Annotated in this window: 12 protein-coding genes; all 12 read left to right on the top strand. The window is 52.2% G+C overall.

The window, feature by feature from the left end; all coding sequences use genetic code 11:
- Positions 1–156 precede the first annotated feature (156 nt).
- The 12 genes from rpsB (at position 157) to fabZ (ending at position 12,578) form a co-directional block, all read left to right on the top strand.
- Entirely contained in the window at positions 157–882 is a 726-nt protein-coding gene (gene rpsB, locus IB212_RS04115) for a 30S ribosomal protein S2 (protein ID WP_003856207.1), read from the top strand.
- Between the two features lie 117 nt (positions 883–999).
- Complete coding sequence (gene tsf, locus IB212_RS04120) at positions 1,000–1,851, top strand: translation elongation factor Ts (protein ID WP_028015579.1); 852 nt, start codon at positions 1,000–1,002, stop codon at positions 1,849–1,851.
- Positions 1,852–2,001: 150 nt separating this feature from the next.
- On the top strand, positions 2,002–2,727 hold the full coding sequence (gene pyrH, locus IB212_RS04125; protein ID WP_008501910.1) for a UMP kinase: 726 nt from the start codon (positions 2,002–2,004) through the stop codon (positions 2,725–2,727).
- 167 nt (positions 2,728–2,894) lie between these two features.
- The gene (frr, locus tag IB212_RS04130) at positions 2,895–3,452 is read left to right on the top strand and encodes a ribosome recycling factor (RefSeq protein WP_003856180.1); all 558 of its coding nucleotides are present in this window, start codon (positions 2,895–2,897) and stop codon (positions 3,450–3,452) included.
- Positions 3,453–3,547: 95 nt separating this feature from the next.
- The gene (ispC, locus tag IB212_RS04135; protein WP_041911195.1) at positions 3,548–4,747 is read left to right on the top strand and encodes a 1-deoxy-D-xylulose-5-phosphate reductoisomerase; all 1,200 of its coding nucleotides are present in this window, start codon (positions 3,548–3,550) and stop codon (positions 4,745–4,747) included.
- A 185-nt stretch (positions 4,748–4,932) separates the two neighbouring features.
- Positions 4,933–5,691: a (2E,6E)-farnesyl-diphosphate-specific ditrans,polycis-undecaprenyl-diphosphate synthase gene (gene ispU / locus IB212_RS04140; RefSeq protein WP_028015581.1), complete on the top strand. Its 759-nt coding sequence runs from the start codon at positions 4,933–4,935 to the stop codon at positions 5,689–5,691.
- Positions 5,692–5,703: 12 nt separating this feature from the next.
- Positions 5,704–6,561: a phosphatidate cytidylyltransferase gene (gene cdsA / locus IB212_RS04145; RefSeq protein ID WP_041911193.1), complete on the top strand. Its 858-nt coding sequence runs from the start codon at positions 5,704–5,706 to the stop codon at positions 6,559–6,561.
- Between the two features lie 11 nt (positions 6,562–6,572).
- Entirely contained in the window at positions 6,573–7,925 is a 1,353-nt protein-coding gene (gene rseP / locus IB212_RS04150; RefSeq protein ID WP_041911192.1) for a sigma E protease regulator RseP, read from the top strand.
- Between the two features lie 31 nt (positions 7,926–7,956).
- On the top strand, positions 7,957–10,374 hold the full coding sequence (bamA, locus tag IB212_RS04155) for an outer membrane protein assembly factor BamA (protein WP_028015584.1): 2,418 nt from the start codon (positions 7,957–7,959) through the stop codon (positions 10,372–10,374).
- Between the two features lie 122 nt (positions 10,375–10,496).
- Positions 10,497–10,991, top strand: a complete 495-nt coding sequence (gene skp / locus IB212_RS04160) for a molecular chaperone Skp (protein ID WP_014882635.1) — start codon at positions 10,497–10,499, stop codon at positions 10,989–10,991.
- 3 nt (positions 10,992–10,994) lie between these two features.
- Positions 10,995–12,020 (top strand): UDP-3-O-(3-hydroxymyristoyl)glucosamine N-acyltransferase, encoded by a 1,026-nt coding sequence (lpxD, locus tag IB212_RS04165; protein WP_041911190.1) that lies wholly within the window; start codon positions 10,995–10,997, stop codon positions 12,018–12,020.
- A gap of 102 nt (positions 12,021–12,122) precedes the next feature.
- Positions 12,123–12,578 carry a 3-hydroxyacyl-ACP dehydratase FabZ gene (gene fabZ, locus IB212_RS04170; protein WP_010426706.1) on the top strand — a complete coding sequence of 152 codons (456 nt, stop codon included), beginning with the start codon at positions 12,123–12,125 and terminating at the stop codon, positions 12,576–12,578.
- Positions 12,579–12,581 lie beyond the last annotated feature (3 nt).

Consider the following 12,581-nt stretch of genomic DNA (forward strand, 5'->3'; position numbering starts at 1 on the left):
GATCCATCTCAGATACACAGGCTGGACGGAAGCGACAAATCTCACTTTGTGTAACAACACACACGTATCGGCACATATTCCGGGGTGCCCTTCGGGGTCGGTAATATGGGATACGTGGAGGCATAACCCCAACTTTCAATATAGAGGTTTTAAAACATGGCAACTGTTTCCATGCGCGACATGCTCAAGGCTGGTGTTCACTTTGGTCACCAGACCCGTTACTGGAACCCGAAAATGAAGCCTTTCATCTTCGGCGCGCGTAACAAAGTTCACATCATCAACCTTGAGAAAACTGTACCAATGTTCAACGAAGCCCTGGCTGAGCTGAACAAGATCTCTTCCCGTAAAGGTAAGATTCTGTTCGTTGGTACTAAGCGCGCTGCAAGCGAAGCTGTGAAAGATGCTGCTAACAGCTGCGACCAGTTCTTCGTGAACCATCGCTGGTTGGGCGGCATGCTGACCAACTGGAAAACTGTTCGTCAGTCCATCAAGCGCCTGAAAGATCTGGAAACCCAGTCTCAGGACGGTACTTTCGACAAGCTGACTAAGAAAGAAGCGCTGATGCGCACTCGTGAACTGGACAAGCTGGAAAACAGCCTGGGCGGTATCAAAGATATGGGCGGCCTGCCAGACGCGCTGTTCGTAATCGATGCAGACCACGAGCACATCGCTATCAAAGAAGCTAACAACCTGGGTATCCCGGTATTCGCTATCGTTGATACTAACTCCGATCCGGACGGTGTTGACTTCGTTATCCCGGGTAACGACGACGCAATCCGTGCTGTTAGCCTGTACCTGAGCGCTGTAGCTGCTACCGTTCGTGAAGGCCGTTCCCAGGATCTGGCTTCTCAGGCGGAAGAAAGCTTCGTAGAAGCTGAATAATAAGGTTTTACCCCTTATTAGTACCGTGTATGAATAGGGGCCCATTATCGGCCCCTTTTTTCAATTTACACTGTTTGGCCTCCGGCCGGGCAGTTCACATCTCCCGAGGATTTAAGAATGGCTGAAATTACCGCATCCCTGGTAAAAGAGCTGCGCGAGCGTACTGGCGCAGGCATGATGGATTGCAAAAAAGCGCTGACTGAAGCGAACGGCGACATCGAGCTGGCAATCGAAAACATGCGTAAATCCGGTGCGATCAAAGCAGCTAAGAAAGCAGGCAACGTTGCTGCTGACGGCGTGATCATCACTAAAATCGACGGCACCTACGGCATCATTCTGGAAGTTAACTGCCAGACTGACTTCGTTGCTAAAGATGGCGGTTTCCAGGCATTTGCGAACAAAGTTCTGGACGCAGCTGTTGCTGGCAAAATCACTGACGTTGAAGTTCTGAAAGCACAGTTCGAAGAAGAACGTGTTGCGCTGGTTGCTAAAATCGGTGAGAACATCAACATCCGTCGCGTATCTTCCCTGGAAGGCGAAGTACTGGGTTCTTACCAGCACGGCGCACGTATCGGTGTTCTGGTTGCGGCTAAAGGCGCTGACGAAGAGCTGGTTAAACAGCTGGCAATGCACATCGCTGCAAGCAAACCAGAATTCGTTAAGCCAGAAGACGTGTCTGCTGAAGTGGTAGAAAAAGAGTACCAGGTTCAGCTGGACATCGCGATGCAGTCTGGTAAGCCAAAAGAAATCGCAGAGAAAATGGTTGAAGGCCGCATGAAGAAATTCACCGGCGAAGTTTCTCTGACTGGCCAGCCTTTCGTTATGGATCCAAGCAAGTCTGTTGCTCAGCTGCTGAAAGAGCACAACGCTGACGTAACTGGCTTCATCCGCTTCGAAGTGGGCGAAGGCATCGAGAAAGTTGAGACTGACTTCGCAGCAGAAGTTGCTGCAATGTCCAAGCAGTCTTAATGATTGAAAAGGAGCCGCCTGAGGGCGGCTTCTTTTTGTCACCCGTCACAGGAAATCAGACAGGCTCCAGTATCGCCGTGCTGATTTGCGGCATATTATGTCGCCAGAATTAACTCCCATCTTAATCGTTGACAGTCTCAGGAAAGAAACATGGCTACCAATGCAAAACCCGTGTACAAACGCATTCTGCTTAAGCTGAGTGGCGAAGCGCTGCAGGGATCGGAAGGCTTCGGTATTGACGCAAGCATCCTTGATCGCATGGCACAGGAAATCAAAGAACTGGTCGAACTGGGTATCCAGGTTGGCGTGGTCATTGGCGGTGGCAACCTTTTCCGTGGTGCTGGTCTGGCGAAAGCGGGGATGAACCGCGTTGTGGGCGACCACATGGGTATGCTGGCAACCGTGATGAATGGCCTGGCAATGCGTGATGCGCTCCATCGCGCCTACGTGAATGCCCGCCTGATGTCCGCGATTCCCCTGAATGGCGTATGCGATAATTACAGCTGGGCAGAGGCCATCAGCCTGCTGCGCAACAACCGCGTGGTGATCCTCTCCGCCGGTACGGGTAACCCGTTCTTTACCACCGATTCCGCTGCCTGCCTGCGCGGTATCGAAATTGAAGCCGACGTGGTGCTGAAAGCGACCAAAGTAGACGGCGTGTTTACTGCCGACCCGGCAAAAGATCCTTCTGCGACCATGTACGATCAGCTGAGCTACAGCGAAGTGCTGGATAAAGAGCTGAAAGTGATGGATCTTGCCGCCTTCACGCTGGCTCGCGACCACAAACTGCCGATCCGTGTCTTCAACATGAACAAGCCTGGCGCACTGCGTCGCGTGGTCATGGGCGAAAAAGAAGGCACTTTGATCACGGAATAATTTCCGTCGACGATAAATACAGGTAAGATTCCGCTTTACTTTGTAGTGGTATCTTACCTGGACGCGCCTTTGGCGTTGTCATGAATTAAACGCGACTATACTTAGCACACCTGTAGCGCTGTGCTGGCGGATAGTCTGCCTGAGACAAGTTTTCAAGGATTCGTAACGTGATTAACGACATCAGAAAAGATGCTGAAGTACGCATGGACAAATGCGTAGAAGCGTTCAAAAACCAAATCAGCAAAATCCGTACTGGCCGTGCTTCCCCAAGCCTGCTGGATGGCATCATCGTAGAATACTACGGTACGCCAACGCCTCTGCGCCAGCTGGCGAGCGTGACGGTTGAAGATACCCGTACGCTGAAAATCAACGTCTTCGATCGCTCTATGAGCCCGGCCGTTGAGAAAGCGATCATGGCGTCTGACCTGGGTCTGAACCCAAGCTCAGCGGGTGCTGACATCCGCGTTCCGCTGCCTCCGCTGACTGAAGAGCGTCGTAAAGATCTCATCAAAGTGGTTCGCGGTGAAGCTGAGCAGGGTCGTGTTTCCGTGCGTAACGTGCGTCGCGATGCGAACGATAAAGTGAAAGCACTGCTGAAAGAAAAAGAGATCAGCGAAGATGACGATCGTCGTTCTCAGGACGACATTCAGAAAATGACCGACGCTGCCATCAAGAAAATTGATGCGGCGCTGGCAGAAAAAGAAGCGGAACTGATGCAGTTCTGATTTCTGTCGTACACTGATAAACGCCGTTCAGAGGGACTTCGGGTCTTGCTGGCGGCGTTTTGCTTTTATCTGGTCTAACTTTTTTCGGGCATCTCATGAAGCATTTAACACTCCTTGGCTCAACCGGCTCCATCGGTTGCAGTACTCTCGACGTCGTCCGCCATAATCCTGAACTTTACACCGTGACAGCGCTGGTGGCCGGTAAGAATGTGCAGCGTATGGTCGAGCAGTGCCTGGAGTTTATGCCCCGCTATGCGGTGATGGATGACGAAGAGAGCGCGCGCCTGCTAAAAGCCCAACTGCGTGAGAAGGGCAGCCGAACCGAGGTGCTGAGTGGCCAGCAGGCGGCCTGCGAGATGGCGGCGCTGGATGAGGTTGACCAGGTTATGGCGGCCATTGTCGGCGCAGCCGGGCTGCTGCCGACACTTGCTGCGATCGATGCCGGTAAAGACGTTTTGCTCGCCAATAAAGAGTCGCTTGTTACCTGCGGCCGCCTGTTTATGGACGCGGTAAAACAGCGCGGGGCGCGCCTTTTGCCGGTTGACAGCGAGCACAACGCCATTTTTCAGAGTTTACCGCAACCTTTTCAACAGAACCTGGGGTACGCTGACCTGGAGCAGAATGGCGTTGTGTCGATTCTGCTTACCGGGTCTGGTGGCCCGTTCCGTGAAACGCCACTGTCTGAACTGCGCGCAATGACGCCGGATCAGGCGTGCCGTCATCCGAACTGGTCAATGGGGCGTAAAATCTCCGTGGATTCTGCCACCATGATGAACAAAGGTCTGGAATACATTGAAGCGCGCTGGCTGTTTAATGCGTCGGCGAAACAGATGGAAGTACTGATCCACCCGCAGTCGGTGATTCACTCGATGGTGCGCTATCAGGATGGCAGCGTGCTGGCACAGCTCGGCGAGCCGGATATGCGTACGCCTATTGCCCATTCAATGGCATGGCCGAACCGGGTGAAATCCGGCGTGAAGCCGCTTGATTTCTGTAAGCTCAGTTCTCTGACGTTCAGTGAACCAGACTACGATCGTTATCCTTGTCTGAAGCTTGCAATGAACGCCTTTGACCAGGGGCAGGCGGCGACGACGGCACTGAATGCAGCCAATGAAATTACCGTTGACGCATTTCTGAATCAGCAGATCCGTTTTACCGATATCGCGTCCTTAAATTTATCGGTACTGGAAATGATGGATTTGCGCGAGCCACAAAGCGTGGAAGAGGTACTGGCGGTGGATACAGCTGCTCGTGATATTGCGCGTAAACAGGTGACACGTCTCGCAAGCTGGTGATAAAGCAAGCACTAGTGGTCGTGCTATTTGTTAGCGTTGTGCTTCAGTGATATAGTCTGCGCCACCTGATCGCAGGAATTTGACTTTATGTGGTCAGGTAAGCCGTGGTTTGACACGGCTTTTTTATGTACAGGCTTAAGTATTCCTGAGTACCGTTAAATCCTTTCAGGGACAAAAAACGCGTTATGTTGTCTGCGAATCAACCAATAAGCGAAAACTTGCCAGCTCATGGCTGCCGTCATGTAGCAATCATTATGGATGGCAACGGGCGCTGGGCGAAAAGACAAGGGAAAATACGAGCCTTTGGGCATAAAGCGGGAGCGAAATCTGTTCGCCGCGCCGTCTCTTTTGCCGCCAATAACGGCATTGATGCGTTAACGCTCTATGCTTTTAGCAGTGAAAACTGGAATCGACCTCCGCAGGAAGTGACTGCGTTGATGGAATTGTTCGTGTGGGCGCTAGACAGCGAAGTAAAAAGCCTGCACCGCCACAACGTTCGCCTGCGCATCATTGGCGATACCAGTCGTTTTAACTCACGTTTGCAGGAGCGGATTCGTAAAGCAGAAGCGCTGACGGAAAATAATACCGGTCTGACGCTCAACGTTGCGGCGAATTACGGTGGACGCTGGGATATTATCCAGGGCGTTCGGCATCTGGCCGAACAGGTTCAGGAAGGGCTGTTGAGACCCGACCAGATTGATGAAGAGGCGCTGAGCAAGCAAATCTGCATGAATGAACTGGCACCTGTGGATTTGGTAATTAGGACAGGGGGGGAACATCGCATAAGTAACTTTCTGATATGGCAAATTGCCTATGCTGAACTTTACTTTACAGATGTTCTCTGGCCCGATTTTGATGAACAAGACTTTGAAGGTGCGCTGCATGCCTTTGCCAATCGAGAGCGTCGTTTCGGCGGCACCGAGCCAGGTGGCGACAAAGCCTGATGGGGGTAGCTTTTGCTGAAGTATCGCCTGATTTCCGCTTTTGTTTTAATACCCATTGTCATTGCGGCGCTGTTTTTGCTGCCCCCGGTGGGATTCGCCATTGTCACGCTGGTAGTGTGCATGCTTGCCGCGTGGGAATGGGGACAGTTTAGCGGCTTTACCTCGCGCAGCCAGCGAGTATGGCTTGCGGTACTCTGTGGCTTTATCCTGGCCATAATGCTGTTTACGTTGCCTGAATATCACCATGATATTCATCAACCGCTGGTTGCCGGCTCCTTGTGGATGTCGTTGGCCTGGTGGGTTGTTGCGCTGTTACTGGTGCTTTTTTATCCAGGTTCGGCCGCAATCTGGCGTCATTCAAAGGTGCTGCGACTGATTTTTGGTTTGCTCACCATTGTTCCGTTTTTCTGGGGCATGGTCGCGCTGCGCGCCTGGCACTATGACGAAAATCACTACAGCGGTGCGATCTGGCTGCTTTATGTGATGATTCTCGTCTGGGGGGCTGACTCCGGGGCTTATATGTTTGGTAAACTATTTGGCAAACATAAGCTGGCACCAAAAGTTTCGCCGGGAAAAACCTGGCAAGGCTTCATCGGCGGCTTGTTTACGGCAGCGATCATCTCCTGGGGCTATGGCGTCTGGGCAGATCTGGCCGTGGCACCGTCAATACTGCTGGTGTGCTCGATTTTTGCTGCACTTGCCTCAGTGCTCGGTGATTTAACCGAAAGTATGTTTAAGCGTGAAGCAGGGATTAAGGACAGCGGACATCTTATTCCAGGGCATGGCGGTATACTGGATCGCATTGACAGCCTGACAGCGGCTGTTCCAGTATTTGCTTGCCTGCTTTTACTGGTATTCGGGACGATTTAACGGAAGGTTTTATGCTGAGCATTCTCTGGAATCTGGCGGCGTTCATTGTTGCACTGGGTGTACTGATTACCGTGCATGAATTTGGCCATTTCTGGGTTGCTCGCCGTTGTGGTGTGCGGGTAGAGCGATTCTCCATTGGTTTTGGCAAATCACTCTGGACGCGCACCGATCGTCACGGCACGGAATTTGTCATCGCCCTTATCCCGCTTGGCGGCTACGTCAAAATGCTCGACGAACGTGTTGAGCCTGTCGCTCCCGAACTGCGACACAGTGCGTTTAACAACAAAACCGTTGGACAACGCGCCGCTATCATCGCTGCCGGACCGGTAGCCAACTTCATCTTTGCGATTTTCGCTTACTGGCTGGTGTTTATCATCGGCGTCCCAGGCGTGCGTCCGGTAGTGGGGGATATTGCCCCTGACTCCATCGCGGCGAGTGCGCAAATTACCTCCGGGATGGAACTTAAAGCGATTGATGGCATCGAAACCCCTGATTGGGATGCCGTGCGACTGCAGCTGGTAGCCAAAATTGGCGATCCGCAGACAACCATCAGCGTATCGCCGTTTGGGTCAGACGCGCGTCAGGACAAAGTACTGGATTTACGCCACTGGCGTTTCGAGCCAGACAAAGAGGATCCCGTCGCTGCGCTGGGCATTCGTCCCCGCGGCGCGCAGATTGAGCCGGTATTAGCCGAAGTACAGGCAAATTCGGCGGCGAGCAAAGCGGGTTTGCAAGCTGGCGACAGGATCGTTAAAGTCGATGGTCAACCATTAACAGAGTGGATGACCTTTGTTACTCTGGTGCGCGATAATCCGGGGACGTCCCTCGCGCTGGAAGTTGAAAGGCAAGGCAGTCCGCTTTCGCTGACGCTGATCCCGGATACGAAGTCGGTCGGCAAAAAGGCAGAAGGGTTTGCAGGCGTTGTGCCAAAAGTGATCCCGCTGCCAGATGAGTACAAGACAATACGCCAGTATGGGCCGTTCAGCGCCATTCTTGAAGCCACGGATAAAACATGGCAACTGATGAAGCTGACGGTCAACATGTTGGGGAAATTGATAACCGGTGATGTGAAACTGAACAACCTCAGTGGGCCAATCTCGATTGCTCAGGGGGCTGGGATGTCAGCGGAGTTCGGGGTGATTTACTATCTCATGTTCCTCGCGCTTATTAGCGTGAACCTTGGGATTATCAACCTGTTCCCGCTTCCCGTTTTAGACGGGGGTCATCTGCTGTTTTTAGCGATTGAAAAGCTAAAAGGCGGGCCGGTATCCGAGCGAGTTCAAGACTTTAGTTATCGCATTGGCTCGATTTTGCTGGTGCTGTTAATGGGGCTTGCACTTTTCAATGATTTCTCTCGGTTGTAAGAGAGTTAGTTAGGAAGAACGCATAATAACGATGGCGATGAAAAAGTTGCTCATAGCGTCGCTGCTGTTTAGCAGCGCCACCGTATACGGTGCTGACGGGTTCGTAGTGAAAGATATTCATTTCGAAGGCCTTCAGCGTGTCGCCGTTGGTGCGGCCCTCCTCAGTATGCCTGTGCGCCCCGGCGATACGGTTAATGATGAAGATATCAGTAACACCATCCGTGCTCTGTTTGCCACCGGCAACTTCGAGGACGTCCGCGTCCTGCGCGATGGTGATACGCTGCTGGTACAGGTAAAAGAACGTCCAACGATCGCCAGTATCACTTTCTCCGGCAACAAGTCGGTGAAAGATGACATGCTCAAGCAAAACCTTGAAGCATCGGGTGTTCGTGTGGGTGAATCTCTGGACCGCACAACCCTTTCAGACATTGAAAAAGGTCTGGAAGACTTCTACTACAGCGTCGGTAAATACAGCGCCAGCGTGAAAGCGGTTGTCACTCCGCTCCCGCGTAACCGTGTTGACCTGAAGCTGGTCTTCCAGGAAGGTGTTTCTGCGAAGATCCAGCAGATCAACATCGTGGGTAACCACGCGTTCAGCACCGACGAACTGATCTCGACCTTCCAGCTGCGCGATGAAGTGCCGTGGTGGAACGTGGTTGGCGATCGTAAATACCAGAAACAGAAGCTGGCGGGCGACCTTGAAACCCTGCGCAGCTACTATCTGGATCGCGGTTATGCCCGTTTCAACATCGACTCGACTCAGGTCAGTCTGACTCCGGACAAGAAAGGTATCTACATTACGGTTAACATCACTGAAGGCGATCAGTACAAGCTTTCTGGTGTTGAAGTGAGTGGTAACCTGGCGGGGCATTCTGCTGAGATCGAATCGCTGACCAAAATTCAGCCGGGCGATCTGTACAGCGGATCCAAAGTCACCAAAATGGAAGACAGCATTAAGAAGCTGCTCGGCCGCTATGGTTATGCCTATCCGCGCGTACAAACTCAGCCGGAAATCAACGATGCGGATAAAACCGTTAAGCTGCACGTTAACGTTGATGCGGGTAACCGTTTCTACGTGCGTAAGATCCGCTTCGTCGGTAATGACACCTCTAAAGACTCCGTTCTGCGTCGTGAAATGCGTCAGATGGAAGGGGCGTGGCTGGGCAGCGACCTGGTCGACCAGGGTAAAGAGCGTCTGAACCGTCTGGGCTATTTTGAAACCGTAGATACTGAAACTCAGCGTGTACCGGGCAGCCCGGATCAGGTTGATGTCGTTTATAAAGTGAAAGAGCGTAACACTGGTAGCTTTAACTTCGGCGTGGGCTACGGCACGGAAAGCGGCGTGAGTTTCCAGGTAGGCGTCCAGCAGGATAACTGGCTGGGTACGGGTTACTCTGTTGGTATTAACGGTACCAAAAACGACTACCAGACCTACTCTGAGTTCTCCGTTACCAACCCATACTTCACCGTTGACGGTGTGAGCCTGGGCGGTCGTATCTTCTATAACGACTTTAAAGCGGATGATGCAGATCTGTCTTCCTACACCAACAAAAGTTACGGTGTGGACGGAACGCTTGGCTTCCCGGTTAACGAATACAACACCCTGCGAGCGGGCTTAGGTTACGTGCATAACGACCTGTCCAACATGCAGCCGCAGGTGGCGATGTGGCGTTATCTGGATTCCATCGGCCAGTCGGCGAGTACCTCCAGCGATGACAACGGTTTTGCTGCAGATGACTTCACCTTCAACTATGGCTGGACCTACAACCGTCTTGACCGCGGTTTCTTCCCAACGGAAGGCTCTCGCGTCAACCTGAACGGTAAGGTGACCATTCCTGGTTCCGATAACGAGTTCTACAAGGTGACGCTGGATACCGCGTCCTACTTCCCGATTGATGACGATCACAAGTGGGTGGTGCTGGGTCGTACCCGTTGGGGCTATGGTGACGGTATCGGCAGTAAAGAGTTGCCGTTCTATGAGAACTTCTACGCGGGTGGTTCAAGCACCGTGCGTGGCTTCCAGTCTAACAACATTGGTCCGAAAGCGGTTTATTACGGCGGTAATGATGAAGATAACTGCGCAAGCCGTGATCCAAAACAAGTATGTAGCTCTGATGATGCGGTAGGCGGTAACGCCATGGCCGTGGCCAGCCTGGAGTTCATCACCCCAACGCCATTTATCAGTGATAAATACGCGAACTCCGTACGTACGTCCTTCTTCTGGGATGCGGGTACGGTGTGGGATACCAACTGGGAGAATACTGCCCAGATGCGCGCGGCTGGCGTTCCAGACTATAGCGATCCGGGCAATATTCGCATGTCTGCCGGTATCGCATTACAATGGATGTCACCGCTGGGGCCGTTGGTCTTCTCCTACGCCCAGCCGTTTAAGAAATACGATGGAGACAAAGCGGAGCAATTCCAGTTTAACATTGGTAAAACCTGGTAATAATCCGCTGCAATGGAATGCGTTGGCAGTGTAGCGCTGACAACCGGCGATCGGTAAAACGGTCGCCTTGCCACGCAAAGAACGGTACCTTCTGGTGCCAATGGGATGGTAAGGAGTTAATTGTGAAAAAGTGGTTATTAGCTGCAGGTCTCGGTTTAGCGATGGCAACTTCTGCTCAGGCAGCAGACAAAATCGCAATCGTCAACATGGGTAATTTGTTCCAGCAAGTCGCTCAGAAAACAGGTGTTTCTGCGACTCTGGAAAACGAATTCAAAGGCCGTGCGAGCGAACTGCAGCGTATGGAAGGCGATCTTCAGTCCAAAATGCAGCGTCTGCAGCGTGATGGTTCTACCATGAAAGCAAGCGATCGCAGCAAACTGGAAAAAGACGTTATGGCTCAGCGCCAGACCTTCTCCCAGAAAGCGCAGGCTTTCGAGCAGGATCGTCAGCGTCGTTCTAACGAAGAGCGTGGCAAGCTGGTGACTCGCATTCAGACTGCTGTTAAAGCAGTTGCTGCCGATCAGAGCATCGATCTGGTTGTTGATGCGAACGCCGTTGCTTTCAACAGTAGCGATGTTAAAGACATCACCGCTGATGTTCTGAAACAGGTTAAATAAGTAATGCCTTCAATTCGACTGGCTGATTTAGCTCAGCAGTTGGATGCAGAATTACACGGTGATGGCGATATCGTCATCACCGCTGTTGCGTCCATGCAATCTGCTAAAGCTGGCACGATTACCTTCATGGTAAGCCCTAAGTACCGTGAACAACTGGCTCAATGCCAGGCGTCAGCTGTTGTTCTGACGCAGGACGATCTTCCTTTTGCCACTGGAAGCGCGCTGGTAGTGAAAAATCCCTACCTGACGTATGCACGCATGGCTCAAATTCTTGATACCACGCCGCAGCCGGCGCAGAACATTGCTGCCAGTGCAGCGATTGATCCGACGGCTAAGCTGGGTAACAACGTGGCCGTTGGCGCGAATGCGGTTATTGAATCTGGCGTTGAGCTGGGCGATAACGTCGTCATTGGCCCTGGATGCTTCGTTGGGAAAAATACGAAAATCGGCGCTGGCACCCGTTTATGGGCCAATGTGTCCGTTTATCATGAAGTTGAAATCGGCGAAAATTGCCTCGTCCAGTCCAGTACCGTGATTGGTTCTGATGGCTTTGGTTACGCGAACGATCGCGGTAACTGGGTTAAGATCCCGCAGCTTGGTCGCGTTATTATTGGCGATCGCGTGGAGATCGGGGCCTGTACCACGATCGATCGTGGTGCACTCGACGACACTATCATTGGCAATGGTGTTATCATCGATAACCAGTGCCAGATTGCGCATAACGTTGTGATTGGCGACAATACCGCGGTTGCGGGGGGCGTCATCATGGCGGGCAGCCTGAAAATTGGTCGTTACTGCATGATTGGCGGCGCGAGCGTGATTAATGGCCATATGGAAATATGCGACAAGGTGACGGTGACGGGTATGGGTATGGTAATGCGTCCTATCACTGAACCTGGCGTCTATTCCTCTGGTATTCCGCTGCAACCCAACAAGGTATGGCGTAAAACAGCAGCTCTGGTGATGAACATTGATGATATGAGCAAGCGACTCAAGTCTCTTGAGCGTAAGATCGATCAACAAGACTAAACGTCACCCGTTTAACGCTATCTTTCCCGGCCTGTCGGCTTTCTAATAAACCGGCAGGCCGTGTTATTATTGTTATCAGTACATTTTGACAGGAAGAGTATTTTGACTACTGACACTCATACTCTGCATATTGAAGAGATTTTAGAACTTCTGCCGCACCGCTACCCGTTTTTGCTGGTAGACCGTGTGCTGGATTTTGAAGAAGGTCGTTTTCTGCGCGCAGTGAAAAATGTTTCCGTGAACGAGCCGTTCTTCCAGGGACACTTCCCGGGTAAGCCTATCTTCCCGGGTGTGTTGATTCTGGAAGCGATGGCTCAGGCTACCGGTATTCTGGCGTTTAAAAGCGTCGGTAAGCTGGAGCCGGGTGAACTGTATTACTTCGCAGGTATTGATGAAGCACGCTTCAAGCGTCCTGTCGTGCCTGGTGATCAGATGATCATGGAAGTCACTTTTGAAAAAACGCGTCGTGGCCTGACTCGCTTCAAAGGCGTAGCGCTGGTTGACGGCAAAGTTGTTTGCGAAGCGACGATGATGTGTGCTCGTAGCCGGGAGTCCTGATAC

The organism is Enterobacter sp. E12 (assembly GCF_014596715.2).
Lineage (GTDB): Bacteria > Pseudomonadota > Gammaproteobacteria > Enterobacterales > Enterobacteriaceae > Enterobacter > Enterobacter bugandensis.